23 protein-coding genes and 1 riboswitch are annotated in these 26,402 nt (G+C 72.9%); of the genes, 10 read left to right on the forward strand and 13 right to left on the reverse strand.

All coding sequences use genetic code 11. The features are described 5' to 3' along the window. Window positions 1-67: 67 nt before the first annotated feature. A complete protein-coding gene (locus ACIGAQ_RS12830; RefSeq protein ID WP_399782001.1) occupies window positions 68-1,606 on the forward strand; it encodes a glycosyltransferase family 39 protein in 1,539 nt (512 codons plus the stop codon). Here ACIGAQ_RS12830 and ACIGAQ_RS12835 read toward each other — a convergent pair. From ACIGAQ_RS12835 to ACIGAQ_RS12845, 3 genes are read right to left on the reverse strand one after another with little or no spacing between them, the layout of a single operon-like run. Further along, window positions 1,593-5,807 carry a caspase family protein gene (locus tag ACIGAQ_RS12835; RefSeq protein WP_399782003.1) on the reverse strand — a complete coding sequence of 1,405 codons (4,215 nt, stop codon included), beginning with the start codon at window positions 5,805-5,807 and terminating at the stop codon, window positions 1,593-1,595. The two genes, ACIGAQ_RS12830 and ACIGAQ_RS12835, sit on opposite strands and share 14 nt — an antisense overlap. Beyond that, on the reverse strand, window positions 5,804-6,634 hold the full coding sequence (locus ACIGAQ_RS12840) for a hypothetical protein (protein WP_399782005.1): 831 nt from the start codon (window positions 6,632-6,634) through the stop codon (window positions 5,804-5,806). The genes ACIGAQ_RS12835 and ACIGAQ_RS12840 overlap by 4 nt, the downstream gene beginning before the upstream one ends. A 30-nt stretch (window positions 6,635-6,664) precedes the next feature. Beyond that, window positions 6,665-7,075 (reverse strand): ATP-binding protein, encoded by a 411-nt coding sequence (locus ACIGAQ_RS12845; RefSeq protein ID WP_399782007.1) that lies wholly within the window; start codon window positions 7,073-7,075, stop codon window positions 6,665-6,667. A 93-nt stretch (window positions 7,076-7,168) separates the two neighbouring features. Between ACIGAQ_RS12845 and ACIGAQ_RS12850 the strand changes: the two genes are divergently transcribed. Together ACIGAQ_RS12850 and ACIGAQ_RS12855 are read left to right on the forward strand one after the other, a co-directional pair. Continuing rightward, a complete protein-coding gene (locus ACIGAQ_RS12850) occupies window positions 7,169-8,005 on the forward strand; it encodes a helix-turn-helix domain-containing protein (RefSeq protein ID WP_399782009.1) in 837 nt (278 codons plus the stop codon). Continuing rightward, window positions 7,977-8,171: a DUF397 domain-containing protein gene (locus ACIGAQ_RS12855; protein WP_399782011.1), complete on the forward strand. Its 195-nt coding sequence runs from the start codon at window positions 7,977-7,979 to the stop codon at window positions 8,169-8,171. The genes ACIGAQ_RS12850 and ACIGAQ_RS12855 overlap by 29 nt, the downstream gene beginning before the upstream one ends. Here the strand turns inward: ACIGAQ_RS12855 and ACIGAQ_RS12860 are convergent. Further along, entirely contained in the window at window positions 8,155-9,324 is a 1,170-nt protein-coding gene (locus ACIGAQ_RS12860) for a steroid 3-ketoacyl-CoA thiolase (protein WP_399782013.1), read from the reverse strand. The two genes, ACIGAQ_RS12855 and ACIGAQ_RS12860, sit on opposite strands and share 17 nt — an antisense overlap. Before the next feature lie 229 nt (window positions 9,325-9,553). Between ACIGAQ_RS12860 and ACIGAQ_RS12865 the strand changes: the two genes are divergently transcribed. Next, window positions 9,554-10,789, forward strand: a complete 1,236-nt coding sequence (locus ACIGAQ_RS12865) for a cytochrome P450 (RefSeq protein ID WP_311684965.1) — start codon at window positions 9,554-9,556, stop codon at window positions 10,787-10,789. Window positions 10,790-10,868: 79 nt separating this feature from the next. Here the strand turns inward: ACIGAQ_RS12865 and ACIGAQ_RS12870 are convergent, their stop codons facing one another. The 6 genes from ACIGAQ_RS12870 to ACIGAQ_RS12895 form a co-directional block, all read right to left on the reverse strand. Beyond that, complete coding sequence (locus ACIGAQ_RS12870; protein ID WP_399782015.1) at window positions 10,869-11,285, reverse strand: transglycosylase SLT domain-containing protein; 417 nt, start codon at window positions 11,283-11,285, stop codon at window positions 10,869-10,871. Window positions 11,286-11,413: 128 nt separating this feature from the next. Beyond that, the gene (locus tag ACIGAQ_RS12875; protein WP_399782018.1) at window positions 11,414-12,292 is read right to left on the reverse strand and encodes an ECF transporter S component; all 879 of its coding nucleotides are present in this window, start codon (window positions 12,290-12,292) and stop codon (window positions 11,414-11,416) included. Continuing rightward, window positions 12,289-13,947, reverse strand: coding sequence for an ABC transporter ATP-binding protein (locus ACIGAQ_RS12880; protein WP_399782021.1), 1,659 nt, complete (start codon window positions 13,945-13,947; stop codon window positions 12,289-12,291). The genes ACIGAQ_RS12875 and ACIGAQ_RS12880 overlap by 4 nt, the downstream gene beginning before the upstream one ends. Then, complete coding sequence (locus ACIGAQ_RS12885; RefSeq protein ID WP_399782024.1) at window positions 13,944-15,011, reverse strand: CbiQ family ECF transporter T component; 1,068 nt, start codon at window positions 15,009-15,011, stop codon at window positions 13,944-13,946. Before ACIGAQ_RS12885 ends, ACIGAQ_RS12880 begins: the two co-directional genes overlap by 4 nt. Continuing rightward, on the reverse strand, window positions 15,004-15,636 hold the full coding sequence (locus ACIGAQ_RS12890) for an SCO2322 family protein (protein ID WP_399782026.1): 633 nt from the start codon (window positions 15,634-15,636) through the stop codon (window positions 15,004-15,006). The genes ACIGAQ_RS12885 and ACIGAQ_RS12890 overlap by 8 nt, the downstream gene beginning before the upstream one ends. Beyond that, a complete protein-coding gene (locus ACIGAQ_RS12895; RefSeq protein ID WP_399782029.1) occupies window positions 15,633-16,853 on the reverse strand; it encodes a prenyltransferase/squalene oxidase repeat-containing protein in 1,221 nt (406 codons plus the stop codon). Before ACIGAQ_RS12895 ends, ACIGAQ_RS12890 begins: the two co-directional genes overlap by 4 nt. A gap of 131 nt (window positions 16,854-16,984) precedes the next feature. Next, window positions 16,985-17,057, reverse strand: a riboswitch (cobalamin riboswitch). 175 nt (window positions 17,058-17,232) lie between these two features. On the opposite strand from ACIGAQ_RS12895, the gene ACIGAQ_RS12900 reads away from it, so the two are divergent. Beyond that, window positions 17,233-18,048 (forward strand): SAM-dependent methyltransferase, encoded by an 816-nt coding sequence (locus ACIGAQ_RS12900; protein WP_399782032.1) that lies wholly within the window; start codon window positions 17,233-17,235, stop codon window positions 18,046-18,048. Window position 18,049: 1 nt separating this feature from the next. On the opposite strand, the gene ACIGAQ_RS12905 is transcribed toward ACIGAQ_RS12900, so the two are convergent. Then, window positions 18,050-18,955, reverse strand: coding sequence for a DUF5753 domain-containing protein (locus tag ACIGAQ_RS12905; protein ID WP_362274222.1), 906 nt, complete (start codon window positions 18,953-18,955; stop codon window positions 18,050-18,052). Between the two features lie 98 nt (window positions 18,956-19,053). Further along, window positions 19,054-20,079: an MBL fold metallo-hydrolase gene (locus ACIGAQ_RS12910; protein ID WP_399782036.1), complete on the reverse strand. Its 1,026-nt coding sequence runs from the start codon at window positions 20,077-20,079 to the stop codon at window positions 19,054-19,056. An 84-nt stretch (window positions 20,080-20,163) separates the two neighbouring features. Between ACIGAQ_RS12910 and ACIGAQ_RS12915 the strand changes: the two genes are divergently transcribed. Both ACIGAQ_RS12915 and ACIGAQ_RS12920 read left to right on the forward strand, forming a co-directional pair. After that, on the forward strand, window positions 20,164-21,615 hold the full coding sequence (locus tag ACIGAQ_RS12915; RefSeq protein ID WP_399782039.1) for an aldehyde dehydrogenase: 1,452 nt from the start codon (window positions 20,164-20,166) through the stop codon (window positions 21,613-21,615). Further along, complete coding sequence (locus ACIGAQ_RS12920) at window positions 21,612-21,851, forward strand: ferredoxin (protein WP_399782042.1); 240 nt, start codon at window positions 21,612-21,614, stop codon at window positions 21,849-21,851. The genes ACIGAQ_RS12915 and ACIGAQ_RS12920 overlap by 4 nt, the downstream gene beginning before the upstream one ends. Before the next feature lies 1 nt (window position 21,852). Here the strand turns inward: ACIGAQ_RS12920 and ACIGAQ_RS12925 are convergent, their stop codons facing one another. After that, a complete protein-coding gene (locus ACIGAQ_RS12925; protein ID WP_362274211.1) occupies window positions 21,853-22,524 on the reverse strand; it encodes a TetR family transcriptional regulator in 672 nt (223 codons plus the stop codon). A gap of 211 nt (window positions 22,525-22,735) precedes the next feature. Between ACIGAQ_RS12925 and ACIGAQ_RS12930 the strand changes: the two genes are divergently transcribed. Genes ACIGAQ_RS12930 through ACIGAQ_RS12940 form a run of 3 tightly spaced genes read left to right on the forward strand, consistent with a single transcriptional unit; the run spans window position 22,736 to window position 26,342 of the window. After that, window positions 22,736-24,532, forward strand: coding sequence for a glycosyltransferase (locus ACIGAQ_RS12930; protein WP_399782045.1), 1,797 nt, complete (start codon window positions 22,736-22,738; stop codon window positions 24,530-24,532). Continuing rightward, window positions 24,526-25,275 (forward strand): class I SAM-dependent methyltransferase, encoded by a 750-nt coding sequence (locus ACIGAQ_RS12935; protein ID WP_399782048.1) that lies wholly within the window; start codon window positions 24,526-24,528, stop codon window positions 25,273-25,275. The genes ACIGAQ_RS12930 and ACIGAQ_RS12935 overlap by 7 nt, the downstream gene beginning before the upstream one ends. After that, a complete protein-coding gene (locus ACIGAQ_RS12940; RefSeq protein ID WP_399782051.1) occupies window positions 25,272-26,342 on the forward strand; it encodes a prenyltransferase in 1,071 nt (356 codons plus the stop codon). Before ACIGAQ_RS12935 ends, ACIGAQ_RS12940 begins: the two co-directional genes overlap by 4 nt. Window positions 26,343-26,402: the final 60 nt, after the last annotated feature.

Raw genomic sequence — 26,402 nt, forward strand, 5'->3', positions numbered from 1 at the left:
TTCTCCCCAGGCATCCCCGTGGGCGCGGAGCGCGTCTCACCGAGCGGATCACGGACCCCCCGCGCCTGTGGAGGAAGCCATCACCCAGCATCTGGACACCACGGGCACGATCCCCGGCCCCCGCCGCCCGCACCCCTCGTCACCCCCGACGGACCCGGCGGCGGCTCTCTGGAGACGGGCGGCCCCGATCGCGTCACCGGCCCTGGCCGCGCTGGCCCTCGGCCTGTGGGGAATCGAGCGGCAGGACAGCATGTGGCGCGACGAGTCCGTCACGTACCAGGTCGCGCACCGGTCTCTCGGTGAACTGTGGGGCCTGCTCGGCGAGATCGACGCCGTGCACGGCCTCTATTACCTCCTCATGCACGCCGTCTTCGCAGTGTGGGACGGTGGTCTCGTCGCCCTGAGGCTGCCCTCGGTGCTCGGCACCGCCCTGGCCGCGGCCGGGGTCGGGGCGATCGGCGCGCGCCTGTCGGGCCCTCGCGCGGGCACCCTGGCCGGACTGGTCTTCGCGGTGTTGCCGACCGTCCAGCAGTACGCCCAGGAAGGACGCTCCTACGCCCTGGTCACGGCGGGCGTCACCTGGGCCACGGACTTCTTCCTGCGCGCCACGGCCGGCTCCGGCCGCCGCTGGTGGACGGCGTACGCCGTCGCCCTGGTCCTCGCCTCCTGGTTGCACGAGTTCGCCGCGCTGGCGCCGGTCGCGCACGGGGTGACCCTGTGGTGGTCCGGTGCGGGACGGCGGGAGGTGCGCCGATGGGCGGTCGCGGTCGCCGCCGTCGCCCTGAGCCTGCTGCCCCTGATGGTGATCAGTGCGGGCCAGGCCGAGGCCCAGCTGGGCTGGCTGGGCCGTCCCAGGGCGAGCGCGTGGCTGCACTTCGCGGGGCTATCGGTCGCTTCGGTGCTGCTGTGCCGCCTCCTCGTACGGGTCCGCCACCCCGGGGCGGCCGCCGTGACCCGCCTCGCACTGCCGCTGCTGATCACCCCGGCCGGTCTGCTGATGACGCTCTCACTCGTGCGGCCCTGGTACGTCGACCGGTACGTGCTGTACGGCATGACGGGCCTGGCGCTGCCGGCCGGGGCGGCGCTGGCGTGGGCGATCGGGCGACGCCACCGGCTCGTTCCGCCACTGAGGCTCGTCACGGCGTGCGTGGCGGCGACTCTGGCGGTCGCGGTGCTGCTGCCGTGGTCGTCGCGGGTGCGCTCCCCCGAGAGCCGCAAGGACGATGTGGTGGCAGTGGCGCGCACGGTGGAGCGACTGGCGCGCCCGGGGGACGGGGTGCTGTTCATGCCGTCCCGGCGCCGCGAGTGGCTCCTGTCGTACCCCGGGGTCTACGACCGCGTGCACGACCTCGCCCTGGCGCGGCCCCCGGAGCGGTCGAACACCCTGCACGGCACGGAACTCACGCCGTCCGCCCTGCGCCGCACCATCCTGGCCTCCGACCGCCTCATCGCCCTGCAGGACCCGGCGGGCCGGCCACGGGACCCCTTCCCGGGTGAGAAGTTCAAACGCCGGGTCCTGAGGGAGCACTTCGCGGAGTGCGAGCGGGTTCGGGTGCACGGGGCGCAGGTGGTGGTGTACGTACGGCGGGGGGTCAGTTCCTGCTGAAGACGGCGATGTCGTTCCCGAAGGCACAGGCCAGCAGGTTACCGTCGGCGCTGAGCGAGACGGCGCTGCAGGGGCCGGGCAGGTGGATGACGTCGATCGTGGTGCGGTGGTCGAGGTCCCAGATGCGCACGGTGTTGTCGGCGGAGCCGGTGAGGGCGACGGGCCGGCCATCGCACTCGGCGAGGCGGACGGTCCAGACGGATCTGGTGTGGCCGGACAGGGGGGCGCCGAGGGGGCGGCAGCCGGGGAGTTCCCACACCTGGACGCTCGCGTCCTCGGACGTGGTGACGGCGATGGGGCGGTCGTGCAGCCGACCGGCCGTCAGGGACCTGTGGGGCTGCTGGTCCGCCGCCTTGCCGAGCATCCGGCCGGTGGCGAGGTCCTTGACGTTCAGCTCGTGGAACCGGGAGGTCGACACGACGGCCGGACGCCCGTCGACGACGCAGTAGTCGGCGTACATCTCGACGTCACCCACACGGAAATGCCGAATCGTCTCGCCTGTCGCCACATCCCGTACCTCCACCGCACCCGTTTTCGTGCCGGTCACCACGGCCTCGCGGCCGTCCAGTTCCGTACACGCGGTACAGGCCCGGAACTCACCGTCGCCTTCGAACGGCGGGTACAGAGGCCGGCCGCTCGCCGGGTCCCACACGGACACCGGGCCGTGTCGAGTGCTGGAGACGACGGCCGGCCGGCCGTTCACCAGCCTGCACCTCAGCCACCACACGCCGCTGTCGTATCCGGAAGACCACGCGCGACTGCGGAAGTCCGGCGTCACGTCCCAGATGCGCACGGTGGCGTCCTCGGAACCGGTGACGACCACAGGGCGACCGTCCACCACCGCGTGGTCCACCGCGAGGACACGCTGGGTGTGCCCGACGGTCGGCCGGCCGAAGGACCCCCGAGGCAGGTCCCAGACACGCAAGGTGTCGAAGGCGCTGGTCACGACGACCGGCTGCCCGGCCAACTCGGCGTGGCCGACCGCCAGCAGTGGGAAGGAGTGGCCGGCGAGCGGCGCCCCCACGGGGCGGCGATCCGCGAGGTCCCAGATACGCGCGGTCCCGTCGTGATAGCCGACGACGGCGACCCGACGGCCGTTCAGCAGGGCACAGGCCACCGCTGATGCCTGGTCGTCCGATTCCGGCAACTCGGTGACCATACGGCGTCTCGCGAGGTCCCAGACCCGCACCAGGCCCCGTCTGTCCGTGCTGACGGCAACCGGGCGGCCCTCCAGTTCGGTGCACGTCACCGTTTTGTACGAGGTGTGACGGCGGATCCGGCGGTCGAGACGCCCGATCCGTTGACGAGTGGTCAGGTCGAGGAGGAGGAGGGACTTCGACGAGGCCACGACGACGACGGAGCGGCCGTCCACCACCGCACAGGCCAGGTCCGAGGCCCAGACACCGGTCGACACCGGCTCGCCGAGCTGACGGCCGCTTGCCAGGTCGTACACCCGGACGTAGTCGTCCCAGCCACCGGTGACGGCGACCGGCCGGCCGTCGAGTTCCGTACAGGCCACCGCCATGACCCAGTTGCCGTGTCCGCGGATCGGCTCACCGAGCGCCCGGCCGGTGCCGAGGTCCCACACCCGGGCGGTCTCGTCGCGTGAGACGGACACGGCGACGGGACGGCCCGCCACCTCCGCACACGCCACCGCCTCGATCTCCTCGGTGTGCCCGGTCATGGGGCTGCCCACCGGGTCGCCGGTGGTCAGGTCCCACACCCGGACGGTCAGGTCCTCCGAGCCGGTGACGACGACCGGCCGGCCGTCCATCTCTGTGCAGGCGAGGCCGTGCACCAGACCCGTGTGTCCGGTCAGCGCGTTGCGCAGACCGCTCGACAACTGGCCCCCGGACGCCGCCAACGGCCGCCACGCCCGCTTGTCCGCCCGGCGGTTGAGCGTCTCGACCAGGTGCGGGATGTTGAAGCGGGCCGCTTCCACCGCCAGTACCTGGCGGCGTGCCGGTGCACCCAGGGGGCGCAGGACGTGGAGACAGGAACGGAAGACCGCCGTGTTCAGCCGCGCCTCGTCGGACTCGGCCTCCAGCAGGCGGGGCATCAGCGTGTCGTAGTCCGCGTGGACGAGGTACTCGACGTCCGCGAGCAGGGCGTCCACCAGACCCGCCGCGGCCGCGTGGGTGACCAGGTGGCGAAGGGCGTACGGGTGTGACCGGGCCCAGTCGCGGCCGCCGTCCACGGCGTACGGCACGGCCCGCCGCAGCACCTCCGTGAACGCCCGCTGCACCCGCGCCACGTCCTGCCCCTGCCGCAGGTACTCCGCCATCGACTCGTGGTACAGCCGGTACACCGAACGGCCGTCCTCCGCCGCCTCGACGACGTACGCGCCCGCCTCGCGCCGGAGCCGGTACAGGTCGTCGTTGGTGTACGGGCGCCCGGCGATCTCCGAGGCGAGCGGTGCCCAGATGTCCTCCCAGGGCAGGCCCTGGCCCTCGGCGTACGCCAGAGGTCGCAGCAGCGCGAGGACGCGGGACGCTTCGTCGCCGAAGCGCTGGTGCAGGTCGCGGTGCATGGCGTCGGCCGCCGCGCTGGGCAGGGCGCGGCGCCAGGCCGGGTCGTCCGGGTCGGGCAGCACCGGGGTCGCGGCGAGGGTGCCCGCCGTGATGCGGGCGACCAGGAAGCAGGTCCCGGCGGCGGTGGCGACGGCGCTCGCGACACCCATGCGGATGTCGTTGGGGCAGTCCAGGTACAGGGAGTCGGGGTGGGCGTCGAGGAGATTGCGCAGGGTGTAGACGAGCACGGCCTCCGGGTCGGCGTACCGGGGCGAGTCGAGGTCGATGTGGTCGTCCGGGTCGAGTCCGAGCGCGGTGAACAGGTGGGGGCGGGTGCCCAGGAGGAAGCGCAGGTACGGGGCGGCCAGTTCTCTCAAGGGGCGGAGTACCTGGGCGCACAGGCTCGCCGGGGTCGCCGCCTCGTCCAGGCCGTCGACGAGGATCACATGGGGACGGTCGGGGACCGGGCGGGTGCCGAGGTGGTTGAGGAGGTCCGCCACCGCCTCCGCCGGCGGCAGCCGCAGCGCCGCCGTGATCGCCCGCACGATCTGCTGGTCGGTGAGGCCCTGCGCGTACACCGTCGTCCCGATCGCCGCGGGAGGCGGCAGCCGCCTGCCGTGCAGGCCGATCGACGCCAACGGCACGGTACGCCGGTACTCCGGGTCGCTGACCGCCGCGAGCAGTCCCAGTACGGCCGTCTTGCCGGAGCCGGGCGCGCCCGTGACCACCAGGGAAGGGCGGGCACCGGCGGGACCCGGGTCGGTGAGCCACTCGGTGATGTCGTGCAGAGCCGCGTGCCGGCCCGAGAACCACCAACCCACCCGGCTCGGATCGCTGTGCCCCATGGCCCTCCGCAGCAGCCGCGTGCGGAACTCCGCGTCCCGGCGCCTGTCCTGCTCGTCCCACTCGGCGGCCTGCTGCAGCGCCATGTCGGTGTGGGAGAGCCGGTTGCTGTGCTTGGCGTTGGGCAGGAACGGCGGGACCTCGCCGGTCAGTCCGATGATCTCCAGTCCGATGTGCTGGAAGTCGGGGCGCTTGGGGTTGGTGCGGGTGGCGTTGACGACCGCGTCCAGCGCCAGCAGCGGGGGTGCGTAACCGGCCGTGGCGAGGCTGCTCACGGCCTCCGTCAGCAGCTGTGGGAACGCGCCGGTCTGCGCCAGTTCCCGCGGCTGCGCAGAGGTGATGACCGCCAGGCCGGACTGGTCCTCGTGCCAGTCGTTCTTCAACCGGGCCATGGTGGAGAGCAGTTCGTTGCCGCCCTGGCCGGAGAAGCAGGTGTCCAGCATCAGCAGCAGGCGGCGCACCTTCGTCCCGGCGAGGATCTTGCGCGCCAGCGTGCCGGGCAGCAACGCGTCGTACAGATCGTCCGGCTCGGTGTCCGTGGTCAGCAGGACGTAGTCGCCGTTGTCGAGGACCTCCCCGTGCCCGGCGACGTACACGGCGACGACGTCGTCCGGACGACGCTCCGGGGACCGGCAGAACGCGCGCAACTCGCGCAGCAGTTGCTGCTTCGTCGGATTCAGGCCCAGGTCGGACACGTGCGTGTAGCCGAGCCGGTCCGTGAACAGGTCCACGATCGCGCGCCGGGCCTCCACCAGGCCCGGCCGGTCCCACTCCAGCTCCGCGGGAGCGTTCGGGTAGTGGCTGACGGCGGTCGCGACGAGGTAACGCCGGGGCTCGGTCCCGCTCATGCCAGACCCTCCGCCACCGCCTCACCGGTCTCCTTCGCGGTCAGGTAAAGGGCCGCGTCGTGCGCGTGCGAGCCGTTGTGGACGACCCTGCCCACGACGCCCGTTCCGTAGAACAGCGACAGGTCCTTCACCGCGGCGACGACATCGCCCTCGTCGACGACGTTCGTCCACGACGACGTCCCCGGCCAGGTCTCCGGTCCGGGCCGCAGCCGGTCCACGACCATCCTCATTCCCAGCGGCGACCCCAGCGTCACCAGCGCGCGCACGCCGTGCCCCTGCCGGGCGCACAGCGCCTCGTACGCGACGACCGAGCCCAGGGAATGGGCGACCACGACCCGGGTGTCGGGGCCGATCGCCTCCTCGACCCTGCTCCGGGCCGCCGCCCGCAGGGTCTCGTCGGTCAGATAGCGGCGGACCTGCTTCAGGTCGAACACCAGCGCCCGCAGGGTGAGGCCGGCGAAGTGGCGCGAATGCTGCAGGACGCGCAGGGCAGTCTGCGCGGCGCGCGGCGAGCGGGCCAGGGTGTCCCCGCCCGGCGGCGGCACGGCCGGGTCGACCCGGGCGGCGGCCGCCCACCACTCCAGCAGCAACTCCGTCTCCAGTTCGTCCACATCGGCCGCGGTGAACATCGGGTCGCCGACGGCCAGGGTGTGCCCGGCGGGGCGGAACAGGTCGCCGTAGAACGCCATGCGCAGATCTCCGGGTGCCAGTTCCGGGCCGCCCGCCCGGTCCAGCCCGTCCGCGAGCGCCGGCTCCCAGTCCTTCAGCAGCGTTCTGCTGCCCAGCCGCTGCTTCCCCACCCCGTGCACACCGACGATCCGCGCCATCACATCCGTCCCCCGCGTCCTGAAGGTCCTTCACTCTAGAGGGACGGAGTCGGCCCCGCATTCGAACCAGACGGTCTTCCCGCCGCCGGACTCCAGCGACACGCCCCACTTGCCGGCCACGGCGTCCAGCAGGAGCAGACCCCGGCCGCCCTCGGACTCGTCGTCCAAGGAGGCCGGGGTGCGCGGCGGTTCGTCACTGCCGTCGGTGACCTCCACCCGTACGCCGGTCCGCTGCCGCAGCAACAGCAGCACGCAGCGCCGGTCCGGGACGTGCCGTACGACGTTGGCGAGCAGCTCGGTCACGCCCAGCTCCACGGCGTCGGACAGCTCGGGCATGCCCCATTCGGCCAGGAACGAGCGGGCGATACGGCGGATGTGCCGGGGGGCGTGCGAGCCGACAGTGAGGCGCATCGTGTACCGGGCGGGAATGTATTCGTTCACGGGACGAGGCTGACGTGCGGTGACTACCCTCGGCTACGGAACGGATACAACCGGTCCCGTGGTGGGCCGAGTTGCGTGAGAGGGGCTTCTGCCGTGACCCACATCAACGCCCTTGACCCGGGTGCCTCCCCGCTCGACTACTACGGCTACGAGCTGCGCCGCCACAGGGAGGCCGCCGGGCTGACGCAGCGGCAGCTGGGGGACATCGTCAACTACACCGGCTCGCTGGTGGGCCAGATCGAGACGGCCAGGAAGCTCCCGACGCCGGAGTTCAGTGAACGGGTGGATGCGGCGCTGGGCACGGACGGTATGTTCTCCCGTCTCGTCGAGCTGGTGCTGCGGAGTCGGCTTCCGGCGTGGTTCCAGCAGGTGGCGGAGCTGGAGGGGCGGGCGCTGGAGATCTGCACGTTCCAGACGCACGTGATCCATGGGCTCCTTCAGACGCGGGCGTATGCGCGTGCCGTACTCGGGGTGCTGGATCAGACCGATGTGGAGGACCGCACCGCCGTTCGACTGGCTCGCCAGCGCATCTTGGAGAAGGAGGAGCCGCCGATCCTGTGGATGGTCATCAGTGAGGCGGCGCTGTACCAGGAAACCGGAGGGGCCGAGACCATGCGGGGGCAACTGGCCCACCTGTTGTCCTTCGAGTGCAACCCCCGCGTCAATGTCCAGGTGCTCCCGTTCTCCGCCGGAGCGCACGCCGGGCTTCAAGGCGCATTCAACCTCTACCGGTTCCGACGCGACCCCGACATTGTCTATACCGAGGGGTACGGCAGCGGGCATCCAGCCGCAAATCCGGACACCGTCAGCGACTGCTCGCTCCGTTACGATCATCTGCAGGCCGCCGCGCTTTCCCTCAAGGACTCGGCGGAGTTGATCCGGCGCGTAACGGAGGAACGCTATGGCCAGCGAGACAACCCTGTGGCGTAAGTCCAGCTACAGCGGGGACCAGGGCGGTGATTGTGTGGAGGTCGCCGAAACCCCCCACACCACCGTCGCGATACGCGACTCCAAGAACCCGGCGGGGCCGATGCTCACGCTCCGCCCCGCCGCGTTCGCCACCTTCGTCGACTGGACGGCTACAACCGCTGAATGATCGTGCCGGTGGCCAGGCCGCCGCCCGCGCACATCGTGATCAGCGCGAACTCCTTGTCCGCGCGCTCCAGTTCGTGCAGTGCCGTCGTGATGAGCCGGGCCCCGGTGGCCCCCACCGGGTGCCCGAGCGCGATCGCTCCGCCGTTGACGTTCACCTTCTCCAGGTCCTGGTCGAAGACCCGCGCCCAGCTCAGCACCACCGACGCGAACGCCTCGTTGATCTCGACGAGGTCGATGTCCCGCAGGGACATCCCGGCCTTGCCCAGCACCGCGTTGGTCGCGTCGATCGGGCCGTCGAGGTGGAAGTGGGGGTCGGAACCCACCAGGGCCTGCGCCACGATCCGGGCCCGGGGCCGCAGCTTCAGGGCCCTGGCCATCCGCTTCGACGCCCACATGATCGCCGCCGCCCCGTCGGAGATCTGCGACGAGTTGCCGGCCGTGTGGACCGCCGTCGGCATGATCGGCTTCAGCGAGGCAAGGGCCTCCGCGGACGTGTCGCGCAGGCCCTCGTCCTTGTCGACCAGGCGCCACATGCCCTGCCCCGCGTGCTGCTCCTCCTCCGTCGTGGGGACCTGGACCGCGAACGTCTCTCGTTTGAAGCGCTCCTCCGCCCAGGCGTGCGCGGCCCGTTGCTGGGAGGCCAGTCCCAGCGCGTCGACGTCCGCGCGGGTCAGGCCGCGGTGGCGGGCGATGCGCTCGGCCGCCTCGAACTGGTTGGGCAGGTCCACGTTCCACTCGTCGGGGAACGGCTTGCCGGGCCCGTGCTTGGAGCCCGAGCCGAGCGGCACCCGCGACATGGACTCCACCCCGCAGGAGATGCCGACGTCGATCACGCCCGCCGCGACCATGTTGGCCACCATGTGCGAGGCCTGCTGGGAGGACCCGCACTGCGCGTCCACGGTCGTCGCCGCCGTCTCGTACGGAAGCCCCATGGTGAGCCAGGCCGTGCGCGCCGGGTTCATGGACTGCTCGCCCGCGTGCGTGACCGTGCCGCCGACGACCTGCTCCACGCAGTCGGCGGGGATGCCGGTGCGGCCCAGCAGCTCGCGGTAGGTCTCGCCCAGGAGGTAGGCCGGGTGCAGGTGGGCGAGCGCGCCGCCGCGCTTGCCGATGGGGGTGCGGACGGCTTCGACGATCACGGGTTCGGCAGCCATGGGTGCGGGTCCTCTCCGGGAGGCTCAGCGGAACTAGTACGCGTTCTAGTTCTGGGTGAAGTGTGCTGAGGTTCGCTGCGTGACCGCAAGGGTTGTGCGGGCAATTGGGACGTCCACGGCTCTTGCTACTTGTAGAACCCGTTACTACCGTCACCGCAACTCCGCACAGCTGACAGGCCGTCAGAGCGCCGTCGGCGTGTCCAGTCGGTACGAGTGGTGGGAGCCGCCCATGCCCTGTCCCGCGCTGCCCGAGGGGTTCGACTTCACCGATCCGGATCTGCTGCACCGCCGCGTGCCCCTGCCGGAGTTCGCCGAGCTGCGCCGGGCCGAACCGGTCTGCTGGGTGCCGCAGCCCGCTGGTCTCGCCGGCTTCCAGGACGAGGGCTACTGGGCGGTCACCCGGCACGCCGACGTCAAGTACGTCTCCACGCACCCCGAGTTGTTCTCGTCCACCCTCAACACGGCGATCATCCGGTTCAACGAGCACATCCAGCGCGAGGCCATCGACGCGCAACGGCTGATCCTGCTCAACATGGACCCGCCGGAGCACACCCGGGTCCGGCAGATCGTGCAGCGCGGCTTCACGCCCCGGGCGATCCGGGCCCTGGAGGAGCGCCTGCGGGCCCGGGCCCGGGCCATCGTGGAGCACGCCCGCGCGCACGACGGGCCGTTCGACTTCGTCACCCAGGTCGCCTGCGAACTGCCCCTGCAGGCCATCGCCGAGCTCATCGGCGTACCGCAGGAGGACCGGGACAAGATCTTCGACTGGTCCAACAAGATGATCGCGTACGACGACCCCGAGTACGCCATCACCGAGGAGGTCGGCGCCGAGTCGGCCACGGAGATCATCGCCTACGCGATGAACATGGCCGCCGACCGCAAGCAGTGCCCCGCCCACGACATCGTCACGCAGCTGGTCGCGGCCGAGGACGAGGGCAACCTCAGCTCCGACGAGTTCGGCTTCTTCGTGCTGATGCTGGCCGTCGCGGGCAACGAGACCACCCGCAACGCCATCACGCACGGCATGCACGCCTTCCTCACCCACCCCGGCCAGTGGGAGCTGTACAAGAGGGAACGCCCGGCGACCACGGCCGAGGAGATCGTCCGCTGGGCGACCCCGGTGGCCGCCTTCCAGCGCACCGCCACCCGGGACACGGAACTGGGCGGCAAGCGGATCCGCGCGGGCGACCGGCTGGGGCTGTTCTACGCCTCCGCCAACCACGACCCCGAGGTCTTCGAGGAACCGGACAGCTTCGACATCACCCGCGACCCCAACCCGCACCTCGGCTTCGGCGGGGGCGGACCCCACTACTGCCTCGGCAAGTCCCTCGCCGTGCTGGAGATCGACCTCATCTTCACCGCGATCGCCGACGCGATGCCCGGGCTGACCCTGGCCGGGGACCCCCGGCGACTGCGGTCGGCGTGGATCAACGGGGTCAAGGAGCTGCCGGTCAGCACGGGCTGACCGCCGGACCGGCATGGGCGAAGGCGACGGCCCCGGGGATCAGGGGGCCGCCGCCTTCGGTCCGGGGGGAACGTCCGGCTCAGTACCAGTGGTTGGTCTGCCAGAAGTCCCAGGCGCCGCAGGCGCTGCCGTAGCGGTCCTTCATGTAGTCCAGGCCCCACTCGATCTGCGTGGCCGCGTTGGTCTTCCAGTCGGACCCGGCCGAGGCCATCTTGGAACCCGGCAGGGCCTGGACCAGGCCGTAGGCGCCGCTGGAGGCGTTCTGCGCGTTCACGTCCCAGTGGCTCTCCTGCTCGACGATCTTCGAGAAGCACTGGTACTGCGCGTCGTCGCCGATCATCTTCTGCGCGACCGCCCGCGCCGAGGAGGCTCCGGTGGCCGCGGCCTGGGCGGGCCCGGCGGCGATCAGGGTGCCGCAGGTGGCGGCGGCCAGGGCGGCAGCGGCGAGGGCCTTCCTCGGGGTGGCGGCGCGGCGGAGGACGGAAGCGGCGGGCACGGGCGACCTTTCGTCGGGGTTGGGGCGGTCGTCCAGAGAAGCAGGCCCCTCCGGTGCCCGCAATGAACCCTTTTACTAGACATGGCCGCACGGCTCGGGTGCCCGGTGCGCCTGACCGGGCGGTGTGGTTACGGCCCCGCTTCGTACGTGACGTGGGTCATGTGGGGGGCTTCACTGCCCGGCTTCCCTCCGGGCGCCTCGAACGTGACCGGCGTCTCGAAGGCCGCCCGCCGGGTGGCCCGGCGCAGCGCCCGCAGGACCGCCGGACCCAGGGTGACGGTCAGGACGACCGTGACGACCGCCCGGCCCAGGTCCCAGCCGAGCGACGTGGCCAGGCAGTACGCGAGGAAGCGGGCCAGGTTCGTGGCCACGCCGGCGTGCGGGTCGAAGGCGACGTTCGACGCGAGGGCGCTCATGAAGGGCCAGCCCGCCAGGTTCATCACCGTGCCGTAGGCGAAGGCCGCGAGGAAGCCGTACACCGCGAGCAGCGCGAGCTCCGCCCGGCCGCGCAGCCGGTCCGGTCCGGGCAGCAGGCCCGCGGCCATCGCGAACCAGCCCATCGCCAGCATCTGGAACGGCAGCCAGGGCCCCACGCCGCCCGTGAGCAGCGCGGACGCGAACATCGTCACCGAGCCGAGCACGAAGCCGAAGCCCGGCCCGAGCACCCGGCCGCTCAGCACCATCAGGAAGAACATCGGCTCGATCCCGGCGGTCCCGGCGCCGATCGGCCGCAGGGCGGCGCCCGCCGCGGCCAGCACGCCGAGCATCGCCACCGCCTTCGGGCCCAGCCCCGACTCCGAGATCGCCGCGGCCACGACCGCCACCAGCAGCACCAGCAGGCCCGCGAAGAGCCAGGGCGCGTCCTGCGCGTGCGCGCTGAGGTGCGAGGCCGGCGGCGCGAGGAACGGCCAGCCGAAGCCGGCCACCCCGACGGCACTGACCAGGACCAGGGCGGCGAGGGACCGGGGACCGAGGCGGACGGCCCGCGCCTGCCGCCGGGCGCTCACGCGGCGTCCCCGGGGCCGAGGGCCGCCCGCACCTGGGAGACCGTGAGCCACTGCTGCGGGGCCAGGATCTTGGTGACCTGCGGGGCGAAGGACGGGGACGAGACCACGACGTCCGCCGTCGGCCCGTCCGCGATCACCTCGCCCTCGGCGAGCAGCACGACCCGGTGCGCGAGCTCCGCCGCCAGCTCCACGTCGTGCGTGGCCAGCACGATGGCGTGACCCTCGGCGGCCAGGCCCCGCAACACCCCGACCAGGCGGGCCTTCGCCGCGTAGTCCAGGCCCCGGGTCGGCTCGTCCAGCAGGAGCAGCGGAGGCCGGGCGGTCAGCACGACGGCCAGGGCCAGTGCGAGCCGCTGCCCCTCCGACAGGTCCCGGGGGTGGGTGTCGTCGGTGACGCCCGGGAGCAGCTCGGTGACCAGGGCCCGGCAGGTGCCGGGGGCCGCGCCCGCGTCGTGGTCGGCCGCCGCGCACTCGGCCGCGACGGTGTCGGCGTAGAGCAGGTCACGGGGTTCCTGCGGGACCAGGCCGACCTTGCGGACGAGGTCCTTCGGGGCGGTGCGGTGCGGGACGGCTTCGCCCAGGCGGACGGATCCCGAGCTGGGGGTGACCAAACCGACCAGGGAGTTGAGCAGGGTGGACTTTCCGGCGCCGTTGCGGCCCATGAGGGCGATGGTCTCGCCGGGGGTGATGGTGAGGTCGACGTCGCGGAGGGCCCGGATGCGGGTGCGGGTCACCGAGAGGGCCTTGAGTGCGCCTACCGGGGTGGGCGGCGTGGAGCGTTCGCCGGTGCGGGTGGGCTGTGGCTTGTCGCGCAGTTCCCGGCGCCCCTCGGAGGCATGGTCCTCCAGCCGGCGTCTGAGGTCTGCCGCCCTGCGCCTGGCGTCGCGGACCGTCATCGGCAGCGGGGTCCAGCCCGCCAGGCGGCCCAGGGCCACCACCGGTGGGTACACCGGCGAGACGGCCATCACCTCGGCCGGGGGGCCCAGCACCGGGGCGGCGCCCGGGCCCGGCAGCAGGACGACCTGGTCGGCGTACTGGATGACGCGTTCCAGCCGGTGCTCGGCCATGAGGACCGTCGTGCCGAGGTCGTGCACGAGCCGCTGGAGCACCGCCAGGACCTCCTCGGCCGCCGCCGGGTCGAGGGCGGAGGTCGGTTCGTCCAGGACCAGGACCTCCGGGTGGGGGGTGAGGACCGAGCCGATCGCGACCCGTTGCCGCTGGCCGCCCGAGAGCGTGGCGATCGGCCGGTGGCGCAGGTCCGCGAGGCCGAGCAGATCGAGCGTCTCCTCCACGCGGCGGCGCATCACGTCCGGGGCGAGGCCCAGCGACTCCATGCCGTAGGCGAGTTCGTCCTCGACGGTGTCGGTGACGAAGTGGGCGAGCGGGTCCTGGCCGACCGTGCCCACCACGTCGGCCAGTTCGCGCGGCTTGTGGGTGCGGGTGTCGCGGCCGGCGACCGTGACCCGGCCGCGCAGGGTGCCGCCGGTGAAGTGCGGGACGAGACCGCTGACCGCGCCCAGGACGGTCGACTTGCCCACCCCGGACGGGCCCGCCAGCAGGACGAGTTCGCCCTCGGGGACCTCGAAGTCGATGCCCCGGACGGTCGGTCCGGCGGCCCCGTCGTATGTGACGGACACGTCCTCGAAGCGGATCACGACGGCTCCTTGGGATCGGGGGCGACGAACGCGGGCAGCAGGCCGAGGAGGACGGCCGCCGCCGGCCAGAGGGGAAGGACCGGCGCCACGAGCGGGACCACGCCGGGGTGCAGGGCGGCGGGGTCGCGCACGGAGGCGAGCGTGAGCAGGGCCGCGACCGCCACGCCCGAGGCGACGACCAGCCAGGCGCGCACGTCCCAGCGGTCCGGGCGGTAGCGGGTGCGCAGGGAGCGGCGGCCGCCGAGCCTGAGGCCCGCGAGGGCCGCGGTGACACCGACCAGCAGCACGGGGACGCCGTACGTGCCGCCCTCGGCCGTGAGCAGCCCGTACGTTCCCGCGCACACGCCGAGCAGACCGCCGAGGGTGAGGGCGGCGGTGGTACGGCGTACCGCGGCGGGCACCCGGGCCGTACGGCCGTAGCCGCGGGCGTCCATCGCGGCGGCGAGCGAGACCGAGCGCTCCAGGGCGCCCTCCAGCACCGGCAGGCCCACCTGCAGCAGGCCCCGCACGCCCTTGTCGGGCCGGCCGCGCAGACGCCGGGCGGCGCGCAGGCGCTGGACGTCGGCGATCAGGTGCGGCGCGAAGGTGAGGGCCACGACGACCGCCACGCCCATCTCGTACAGCGCGCCGGGCAGGGACTTGAGCAGGCGGGAAGGGTTGGCGAGGGCGTTCGCGGCGCCCACGCAGATCAGCAGGGTGGCCAGTTTCAGGCCGTCGTACAGGGCGAAGGTCACGGCCTCCGCGGTGACCCGGCCGCCGAGGCGGATGCCCTGCGCCCAGGCGGGCAGCGCGACCTCGGGGAGGGTGAACAGGGTGTGCGTGCCCGGGATGGGGGAGCCGAGGAGCACCGCGAAGATCAGCCGGATCAGCAGCACGGCCAGACCGAGTTTCACGAAGGCGCCGTAGGAGCGGGACCAGGGGGTGTCCGGGCGGCGGGTGGCCACGACGTACGCGGAGACGGCGACGAGCAGGGCGAGCAGGAGGGGGTTGGTGGTGCGGGTGGCCGCGGTGCCGAGGGCGAGGGCCCACAGCCACCAGGCGCCGGGGTGGAGCGACCTACCCACGCCGGCGTACCTGCCAGATCGCCGCTCCGCCCAGGAGGACGACCAGACCGATGCCCGCCACCAGACCCAGCGACGGGCCGTCGTCCGGCCGGCCCCGCGGCTCCGCCGCCGGCTTCCGCTCCTTCTCGGAGACCTGCTCGCCGCAGCCCTGCTCCGGGTAACCCGAGATCGCGCACAGCAGGGCGTTGGTGTCGTAACGCAGCGGTTTCGCCACCGCGGCCAGGGCCTCGGCGGTCGTCGCGTCGGGGGAGACCCGGGCGCAGGCCGTACGGGCCGCGGGCGGGGTCTCGCCCGCGGGGGCGTCCGCCGGGGTGCCGAAGTCCAGGACCAGGGCGACGCGCTTCGTGCCCTCCTTCGCCGGTGTCTTCGCGCAGATCGTCCCGAACGCGGCCGGCCCGCGCGGCCGCGCCGCGTCCGAGGAGTCCTCGCTCACCGCGAAACGCAGGCCCTGGACGTCGCCGTCCGAGGGGCGGGCCGTGGACGGGCCCTGGGTGGCGTAGACCCAGCGGTCGCCGTCGCGCTCCCAGAACGACCAGTAGCGGTAACCGGCGGCCTGCGCCGCCTGGCCCGCGCCCGCGACCAGCAGGAGCGAGGCCAGGAGGAGGAGAACGGCCCGGCGGATCACGGCTGCTGCTTCCGGCGGCCGGTGAAGAGGAACCCGATGCCGATGCCCGCGACGAGGCAGACACCGACGTACCACCACACGCCGAAGACCGAGTCGGAGTCCTTCTTCTCGTCCTTCGCGTCCTTCTCGTTCGCGTCGGATGTCGCGGCGGCCTGCGGGGCCGGGCCGGTCTCGTTCAGCTGCTTCACCAGGTCGGCGCCGCCGAAGTCGCGCGGGTCCGTGCCCGTCGCGTGCGCGGCGAGGATGAGCTGGGCGTAGGCGGCCGGGCCGCTCTGCGCCGCCCAGGCCGCTGAGTTCTTCTCCAGCCACCGCACGGACTTCTCCGCCTGGCCGGTCTCGCCCCGCGCGGCCAGCGCGACGACCGCGTCGGCGGTGTTGCCGAAGTCGGGCTGGGGCTCGGCACCGGCCAGGGCCGACATCAGGTGGTCGTCGTCCTTGCCGAGTGCGGACGTGAGGTACGCGGCCCCGTTCGCCGCCGCCTGCTCCGGCGTGCGCGGCTCGGCGCAGCTCGCGCCGGACTTCTTCGCGCCGGGCTGCACCACCATGCCCTGGCCCAGGGCGCCGAGGACACCGGCCGCCGTGGCGTCCGCGTTGGCGGTCAGTTCGCCCTTCTTGTCCGGCTGGAAGGCGAACGCCCCGGCGCCGTCCCCGTCACAGGGCAGGGCGAGCTTCAGCAGCGCGTCGTAGGGCGACTTGCCGCCCTTCTTCACCTGCTCCGGCTTCTCGCCCGCGGCGGCGAGGGCGCCGATGACGACCGACGTGGAGTTGGTGTCGCCGGCGCCGCCGGGCGCGTAGCCCCAGCTGCCGTCCTTGTTCTGGACCGACTTCAGCCAGGCGACGGCCTTGCCCGTGACCTCGTCGTGCCCGCCGAGCGCGGCCAGGGCCTGCACGGCGGCGGACGTGGCGTTGGTGTCCAGCGGGGTCTCGGTGTCGCAGGCGGCGGTGGGGTCGGGGCGGTAGGAGGCGAAGCCGCCGTCCGCGCACTGCTGGCGCACCAGCCACTCGACGGGCTTCGCGGCCGGCTTCACACCGGCCGTGTCCTGCGCGAGCAGCGCGAGCGACTGACGCCAGACACCGTCGTACTTCGGGTCGGAGTCGCCGTACAGGGCGGAGGGCAGGGCCTGGGACGGCGACGGGGACGGATCGGCGGCGGCCGGGGCGGCGGCGCCGATCACGGCGACGGCGGCCAGGACCGCGGCGCTGCGGCGGACGTTCATGATCGGCGGGTGCCTCTCCCTGTGGGGGAGCCGGGCAGCGCGGGACACCCCGGCGGCTCGGCTCCGTATACCTCGACGGTGCCGTGCGCCGGCGGGCTGCCGGGCACGTGAGCCGGTCACGAACCGTACGCGGCGATCCGGCTCACCGCCGTGGTGGTGGCGGTTCACGGTTGCGGGTCAGCGCCGGAATTGCACCGGCTTCCCCCCGTACGGTGTGATGACGACCCGCTCACTGTACCCGCCCGTAGGGAACCGCCCGAGGGCGGCGTCCGCGGCAGGGCCGCCGGGCAGCGAACTCCTGTGAACAGCAGCGGAGTTGATCCGCAGAGAGGCGCGGACCGGCTAACGTGGGGCTCCCCGACCACACGCAGGAGCGGCCATGACCGACCAGGCGGAGAACTCCGAGCAGGAGCCGTTCGACAAGATCGACACCTCGGTGCCGCACTCGGCCCGGATCTGGAACTACTGGCTCGGCGGCAAGGACAACTACGAGGTCGACCGCGTCGCCGGTGACGCGTTCCGGGAGATCTTCCCCGGGATCGAGACCGGGGCCCGCGCCGCCCGCTACTTCCTCGCCCGCGCCGTCCGCCACCTCGCCGCCGAGGAGGGCATCCGGCAGTTCCTGGACATCGGCACCGGACTGCCCAACGTGGACAACACCCACCAGATCGCCCAGCGCGTGGCCCCGGAGAGCCGGATCGTCTACGTCGACAACGACCCGCTGGTCCTGGCCCACGCCCGCGCGCTGCTCACCAGCACCCCGGAAGGCGTCACCAACTACGTCGACGCCGACCTGCGCCGGCCGGAGACGATCATCCGGGAGGCCGGCAAGACCCTGGACTTCGACCGGCCCGTCGCGCTCATGCTCATGGGCATCCTCGGTCACATCGAGGACCACGACGAGGCCCGCTCCATCGTGCGGCAGCTGGTGGACGCCCTGCCCTCCGGCAGCTTCCTCGTGAGCTACGACTCCACCGACACCAGCGAGGACTACGTCCGGGCCATCGGCCAGTACAACGAGGGCGGCTCGATCCCCTACATCCTGCGCAGCCCCGAGCAGATCGCCCGCTACTTCGACGGGCTGGAGCTGCTCGAACCCGGGGTGACGTCCTGCTCCCGCTGGCGTCCCGACGCGGCGGCCCTGGGGCTGCCCGCCGAGGTGCACCAGTACGGCGGAGTGGCCCGCAAGGCCTGAGTCAGGTCTCCTGCAGCACGCGGTGCAGGATGGTCGGAGTCTCGTCCGGTGACTCGGCTTCGACCACCAGCCGGTTCATCGCGTCCCAGTGCCGCTCGATCTCCGCGGGCTTGTCCGGGTACAGGGCGGTGGTCAGCTTCTCCAGGTAGACGATGTCCGGCAGCTGCCCGCCGGGCAGGCGCAGGATGGTCACCGGGCCGCCCTCCGCCGCGATCCCGCCGGAGGAGAACGGCAGGATCTGCAGCGTGACCTGCGGCAGCCGGCAGGCCTCGATGAGCTGCCTGAGCTGGGCGCGCATCACCCGGATCCCGCCCACCGGGCGGCGCAGCGCCGCCTCGTCCAGCACGGCCCACAACCGCGTGGGCGGCTGCCGGTACAGGATGCGCCGGCGGGTCATCCGCAGCGCGACCCGGCGCTCGATCTCCGCCGGGCCCGCGTCGGGGTGCGCGACCCGCAGGGAGGCGCGGGCGTAGTCGGGGGTCTGCAGCAGGCCGGGCACGCGCTGGACCTGGTAGCAGCGGACCAGGCTCGCCGCCTGCTCGGCCCCGAGGTACGTCTGCATCCAGGGGGGCACGACATCGCTGTAGTAACGCCACCAGGCCGGGGTGTTGGCCTGCTCGGCCAGGGCCAGCAGGGTGGCGCGCTCGGCCTCCTCGGTGACGCCGTAGAGGGTGAGCAGATCGGCGACGTCCCGCAGTTTGAAGCCGTGCCGCCCGGCCTCCATCCGGCTGATCTTGGACGAGGAGGAGCGGATGACGCCTCCCGCGTCCGCGCGGCCGATGCCCCGCTCCTCGCGCAGCCGGCGCAGCCGGGCCCCCAGTACCAGCCGCGGCACCATGGGTCCGGCCGACCGGGCGTCCAGGGCCCCGCTGCCGGTCGTGACGGATGCGGCCTCTTCGGTGCCCATGGGCATCTCTCCCGGTGCTGGCGTTGCGTCGGACCATCCTAGGGGGCGCAGCACACCATCAAGTGCCTTGTCCGGTCGGCGGGTTCACCGGATCCGACCTACACCGCCACGTACCGGGCCGGCTCGCTGCCCGGCACCGCCTCCGCACGGCCCAGCTTCACCAGGCGGCGCAGATGGGCCTCGGCCTCCGAGACGGCGATGGTGCGGGAGCCGTGGGGGATGCGGTGCCAGGGACGGTTCCACTCCATGCGCTCGGCGAGCTGCCACGGCGTGAGGGGTTCGCGGAGCAGGGCCAGCAGGCCGGTGAGGCGGCTCTCGTGGTGGGCGAGCAACTCCCGTACCCGGTCGGCGGCGTGGGAGAAGGCGTGCTGGTGGGCCGGGAGGACCTCGGCGGGGGTCAGGCGGCCGACGCGTTCGAGGGAGTCGAGGTAGTCCCCGAGGGGGTCGGTGACAGTCGTGTCGTCCGGGTCCTCGTAGAGGCCGATGTGCGGGCTGATCTCCGGGAGCAGGTGATCGCCGGAGAACAGGCGGCCGTGGCCCGGCAGCCGCGCCGGGTGGTCCTCTTCCAGGTGGAGGCAGACATGACCCGGGGTGTGGCCCGGGGTCCAGATCGCGCGCAGGCGGCGGCCCGGGAGGTCCAGGAGCTCGCCGGGCGCGATGTCACGGTCGGGCAGGGCGGGGGAGAGGCCGGGCAGGGCGCGACTCCGGGCCGTGCGCAGCGGGGCGAGGTGCTCCTCGGGCGCCCCGGCGGCCGCGAGCTTGGCCGCCATGTACGCGAGCCAGCGCTCGGGAGGCGCCTCGCGGGTGCGCCGGACGACCGCGGTGTCCGCCGCGTGCATCGCGATCCACGCGCCCGACGCCTCCCGGACCCGGCCGGACAGGCCGTGGTGGTCCGGGTGGTGGTGGGTGACGACCACGCCGTGGATCTCGGCGGCCGAGGTGCCGCAGGCCGTGAGGCCCTCCGCGAGGGTGTCCCAGGACTCCGGGTCGTCCCAGCCGGTGTCGATCAGCACCGGGCCGCGGTCGGTGTCGACGACGTACACCAGCGTGTGGCCGAGCGGGTTGTCCGGGATCGGGACCCGGAGGGAACGGACCCCTCCGCCGTGCTCGAACGCCTCGGTCATCCGCCCTCCGCTCCCCGGCCATTGCCCACTATAACGGGAACTGGTATCAGTTCTGAAACACCGTCAGAAACGAGGGCAGTGGCCATGGCCGAGCTCGTGGAACACGGACAGCTGTTCATCGGCGGGGAGTGGACCGACCCGCTGGGCCGGGACGTCATCGAGGTCATCTCGCCGCACACGGAAGAGCCCGTCGGGCGCGTCCCGCACGCCTCGACGGCGGACGTGGACCGCGCCGTCGCGGCGGCGCGGCGGGCGTTCGACGAGGGGCCCTGGCCGCGGATGAGTCTCGACGAGCGGATCGAGGTCGTCGGCAGGATCAAGGACGGCGTCGCCGCCCGGCACGACGAGATCGCCCGCGTGATCTCGGCGCAGAACGGCTCGCCGTACTCCTGGAGCGTCCTGGCCCAGGCCCTCGGCGCGGTCATGGTGTGGGACGCGGCGATCACCGTCGCCCGCGGCTTCACCCACGAGGAGCGGCGCGACGGCGTCCTCGGCCGGATCCTGGTGCGGCGCGAGCCGGTCGGGGTCGTCGCGGCCGTCGTGCCCTGGAACGTCCCGCAGTTCACCGCCGCCGCCAAGCTGGCCCCCGCTCTGCTCGCCGGCTGCACGGCCGTCCTCAAGCCCTCGCCCGAATCGCCGCTCGACGCGTACCTGCTGGGCGGGATCGCCCGCGAGGCCGGGCTGCCGGAGGGCGTGCTGTCGATCCTGCCCGCCGACCGGGAGGTGAGCGAGTACCTGGTCGGGCACCCGGACGTCGACAAGGTGTCCTTCACCGGCTCGGTCGCGGCCGGCCGGCGCGTGATGGAGGTCGCGGCCCGCAACCTCACGCGGGTGACCCTCGAACTCGGCGGCAAGTCGGCGGCCGTCGTGCTGCCCGACGCGGACGTCGAGACGGCCGTCGCGGGCATCGCCCCCGCGGCCTGGATGAACAACGGCCAGGCCTGCGTCGCCCAGACCCGCATCCTTCTGCCGCGCTCCCGCTACGACGAGTTCGCCGACGCCCTGGCCGCCGCGGCCGGCGCCCTCACGGTCGGCGACCCGCTGGACCCGGCGACCCAGGTGGGCCCGCTGGTGGCCGAGCGGCAGCAGCGGCGCAACCTCGACTACATCCGCATCGGCCAGGAGGAGGGCGCCAAGATCCTCACCGGCGGTGGCCGCCCGGCCGGCCTGGACCGCGGCTGGTACGTCGAACCCACCCTCTTCGGCGACGTCGACAACTCCATGCGCATCGCCCGCGAGGAGATCTTCGGCCCGGTGATCTGCCTGCTGCCCTACGACGACGAGGCCGACGCCGTGAAGATCGCCAACGACTCCGACTACGGACTGAGCGGCAGCGTCTGGACGGCGGACGTCGAGCACGGCGTCGACATCGCCCGGCAGGTCCGCACGGGCACCTACTCCGTCAACACCTTCAGCCTGGACATGCTCGGCCCCTTCGGCGGCTACAAGAACTCCGGGCTGGGGCGGGAGTTCGGGCCCGAGGGGTACGGCGAGTACCTGGAGCACAAGATGATCCACCTGCCGGCGGACGCGTGAGGACGAGCGACCGCTGGCACGTCGAGGTCGACCGCTCCCTGTGCATCGGCTCCGCCCAGTGCCTCCATCACGCGCCCGGCGGCTTCCGCCTGGACGCCGCCCGCCAGTCCCGTCCGGTCGCCCCGGACACGGACGCCGACGAACAGGTGCTCCGGGCGGCGGAGAGCTGTCCGGTGGAGGCGATCACGATCACGCTGCGGGACAGCGGGGAGCCGGTGTTCCCGCCGGAGGAGTAGGTCACGCGTGGGCGTCCGGATCCGTCAGGTCGATCAGCCGGCAGACCGTCTCGATGTCGATCTTGACCTGGGCGATGGAGGCGCGGCCCGAGAGCCAGGTGATCAGGGCCGAGTGCCAGGTGTGCTCGATGACCCGGACCGCCGACAACTGCTCCGGGGTGGGGTGCTCCTGGCCCATCGCGTCCAGGATGATCGCCGTCGTCTGCCGGGAGACCTGGTCGACCTCCGGGCTCACGCTGCGGTCGGCGAAGGTGAGCGCGCGGACCATCGCGTCGGCCAGGTGCGGCTCGCGCTGCAGGGCGCGGAAGGCCCGCATCAGCGTCTCGGCGACCCGCTCGGCCGCCGTGGCGCCCTGCGGCGGCTTCTTGCGGAGCGTGCCGTGCATGTGCTGCAACTGGTCCTGCATCGTCGCGACCAGCAGATGGATCTTGGAGGGGAAATAGCGGTACAGCGTGCCGAGCGCCACCTGCGAGGACTCCGCGACCTCGCGCATCTGCACGGCGTCGAAACCGCCCCGGCTGGCCAGTTGCGCGCTCGCGTGCAGGATGCGGCGCCGGCGGGCCTCCTGCCGCTCGGTCAGCGGAGGGGAGGCGGGGACTGCGGCTCCGGCTCCCCCCTGGGCCGGCTTGGCCACCTTGTTCACCTTGGCGTTCACCTGGGCTTCCGCGGGCATGGTTCGGTCCCGTTCCGTGACCGTCCGTGAGGACGAGTGATCAGACAGCATGGCACGGCACCGGCCGTGGCGTGAATCACCTGATCCACTGGTCACAGCGCCCTTACCTGCCGGTAGATTCGGAGCCTCCGGACGATCAAGTCTGAAACTTGTTCTAGATTAGCGTCCCGGCGTAATCTCGCGGGACAGTGCAGGAAGAAGGGGGCCCGGAGTGACCGCTGAGGCCAGGGAGGCCGGGGCCCCGGAGGACCCCGCTGCCGACGGCTTGCGACCGCTCGACATCGCGCTCCTCACCTATAAAGGGAACCCGTTCTGCGGCGGTCAGGGTGTCTACGTCCGGCACCTCTCCCGTGAACTGGCCCGCCTCGGCCACCGGGTCGAGGTCATCGGCGCCCAGCCGTACCCCGTCCTGGACGAGGGCTACGACGGCCTGAGCCTCACCGAGCTGCCCAGCCTCGACCTGTACCGCCAGCCGGACCCCTTCCGCACGCCCGGGCGCGGCGAGTACCGCGACTGGATCGACGCGCTGGAAGTGGCGACGATGTGGACCGGCGGCTTCCCCGAGCCCCTGACGTTCTCGCTGCGCGCCCGCCGCCATCTGCGCGCCCGGCGCGGCGCGTTCGACGTCGTCCACGACAACCAGACCCTCGGCTACGGCCTGCTGGGCGACGTCGGCGCGCCGTTGGTGACGACCATCCACCACCCCATCACCGTGGACCGGCAGTTGGAGCTGGACGCGGCGGACAGCCGGCAGCGGCGCTGGTCGGTGCGGCGCTGGTACGCCTTCACGCGCATGCAGAAGCGGGTCGCGCGGCGGCTGCCGTCCGTGCTCACCGTCTCCGGCACGTCCCGCCAGGAGATCGTCGACCACCTCGGCGTCCGGCAGGACCGGATCCACGTCGTCCACATCGGCGCCGACACCGACCTGTTCTCGCCCGACCCCTCGGTGCCGGTGGTGCCCGGGCGCATCGTGACGACGTCCAGCGCGGACGTACCGCTGAAGGGCCTGGTGTACCTGGTCGAGGCGCTGGCGAAGGTGCGCGCCGAACACCCCGGGGCGCACCTCGTCGTGGTCGGCAAGCGCCCGGCGGAGGGGCCGGTCGCCCAGGCGATGGAACGCTACGGGCTGGAAGGCGCCGTGGAGTTCGTCAAGGGCATCTCGGACGCGGAACTCGTCGACCTGGTGCGCTCGGCGCAGGTCGCGTGCGTGCCGTCCCTCTACGAGGGCTTCTCCCTGCCGGCCGCGGAGGCCATGGCGACGGGGACGCCGCTGCTCGCGACGACCGGGGGCGCGATTCCCGAGGTCGCCGGGCGGGACGGCGAGACCTGCCTCGCGGTGCCGCCGGGGGACTCCGGGGCCCTCGCCGCGGGCCTGGGCCGCCTGCTGGGCGACCCGGACCTGCGCGCCCGGCTCGGCGCGGCCGGCCGCGAACGGGTCCTGCGGCACTTCACGTGGGCCCGGGCGGCGGAGGGCACGGTCGCCCGCTACCGCGAGGCGATCGAACGGGCGGGAGGCGGACGCGACACCGCGGACCACCGAACCACGCGTCCGGCCTCCGGCGGCCCCGCGACGACGACGGGCACGGCTTCTCCGGCTCCGGGCGACCCGGCGGCGACGGGTGCGGCTTCTGTGGCTCCAGGCGGCCCGGCGGCGACGGGTGCGGCTTCTGTGGCTCCAGGCGGCCCCGCGGCGACGGGTGCGGCTTCTGTGGCTCCAGGCGGCCCCGCGGCGACGACGGGTGCGGCTTCTCCGGCTCCAGGCGGCCCGGCGGCGGCGACGGGTGGTGCCGCGCCGGGCTCTGTTCCGGCGGCTGCCGGGGCTCCGGCCTCCGCGGCGCCGGCCGGGGCCGGACCGTCGGCTCGCGTCGGGTCGGCGGGCGCCGGCTCCCCGCTGTCCGCGTCCTCGGCCGGGGCCGGCTCCCCGGCTCCCACGGCCGCGACGGGGCCCGTGTCCCCGGCCCCCGCAGATGTAACAGGCGTCAACTCCGAAAGCAGGGCCACGTGCTGACCGTCGACTTCTCCCGGTTCCCGCTCGCCCCGGGCGACCGTGTCCTGGATCTCGGCTGCGGTGCCGGACGGCACGCGTTCGAGTGCTACCGGCGCGGCGCGCAGGTCGTGGCGCTGGACCGGAACGCCGACGAGATCCGCGAGGTCGCGAAGTGGTTCGCGGCGATGAAGGAGGCGGGGGAGGCGCCCGAGGGCGCCACGGCCACCGCCATGGAGGGCGACGCGCTCGCCCTGCCCTTCCCGGACGAGTCCTTCGACGTCGTCATCATCTCCGAGGTGATGGAGCACATCCCAAACGACAAGGGCGTCCTCGCCGAGATGGTGCGGGTGCTGAAGCCCGGCGGACGCATCGCCGTCACCGTGCCGCGCTACGGCCCCGAGAAGGTCTGCTGGGCCCTGTCCGACGCCTACCACGAGGTCGAGGGCGGCCACATCCGCATCTACCGCGCGGACGAGCTGCTCGAGAAGATCCGCGAGGCCGGCCTCAAGCCCTACGGCACCCACCACGCCCACGCGCTGCACTCGCCCTACTGGTGGCTGAAGTGCGCGTTCGGCGTCGACAACGACAAGGCGCTGCCGGTGCGGGCGTACCACAAGCTGCTGGTCTGGGACATCATGAAGAAGCCCCTGGCCACCCGGGTGGCCGAGCAGGCGCTCAACCCGCTCATCGGCAAGAGCTTCGTGGCGTACGCGACCAAGCCGCACCTGCCGCGTCCGGCCGGCACCGGGGCGGACGCCACGTGACGACGCCCCGGACGGAACACCTGGTCCTGCCCGGGGTCCTCACCGCCGGGCAGGCCGCCGAGACCGTCGCCGGCATCCTTGCCGTGCAGCGCGAGGACGGCGCGATCCCCTGGTTCCGCGGCCACCATCTCGACCCGTGGGACCACGTCGAGGCCGCGATGGCCCTGGACGCGGCCGGTGAGCACGAGGCCGCCGAGCGGGCCTACCTGTGGCTGGCCCGGCACCAGAACGAGGACGGCTCCTGGTACGCGGCCTACGCCGACGGGGACTTCGCCGACGTCACCGACCGCGGCCGCGAGACCAACTTCGTCGCCTACATAGCCGTCGGCGTCTGGCACCACTACCTGTCCACCGGCGACGACACGTTCCTGGAGCGGCTGTGGCCGGCGGTGTACGCGGCGGTGGAGTTCGTGCTCCGCCTGCAGCAGCCCGGCGGGCAGATCGGCTGGCGGCGCGACGACGACGGCACGGAGACCGCCGACGCCCTGCTGACCGGCTCCTCCTCGATCCACCACGCGCTGCGCTGTGCCCTGGCCGTCGCCGAGCAGCGCGAGGAGCCGCAGCCCGACTGGGAACTGGCGGCTGGCGCCCTGCGGCACGCGATACGGCACCACCCCGAGCGGTTCCTGGACAAGAACCGGTACTCGATGGACTGGTACTACCCGGTGCTGGGCGGTGCGCTGACCGGGGCGGAGGCCAAGGCCAGGATCGAGCGGGACTGGGAGCGGTTCGTCGTCCCGGGACTGGGTGTGCGCTGTGTGGTGCCCAACCCGTGGGTGACGGGCGGCGAGTCCGCCGAACTCGCCCTGGCGCTCTGGGCGATGGGGGAGTCCGACCGCGCGCTGGAGGTGCTGCAGTCGATCCAGCACCTGCGCGACGCGGACAGCGGGCTCTACTGGACCGGGTACGTCTTCGACGACGACGCGATCTGGCCGCGTGAACTCACGACCTGGACGGCCGGGTCGCTGCTGCTGGCCGTCGCCGCGCTGGGAGGCCACGAGGCGACGTGCCGGGTGTTCGGCGGTGCCGAGTTGCCTTCCGGGCTCGAGTCGGACTGCTGCGCCTAGGGGCTCGGGGTTCGCCCGATGCGCGGGGCGCGGGTTGTGCGCAGTCGCGCAGTTCCCCGC

The sequence above is a fragment of the Streptomyces sp. NPDC085932 genome (genome assembly GCF_044540525.1).
Taxonomy (GTDB): domain Bacteria; phylum Actinomycetota; class Actinomycetes; order Streptomycetales; family Streptomycetaceae; genus Streptomyces; species Streptomyces levis.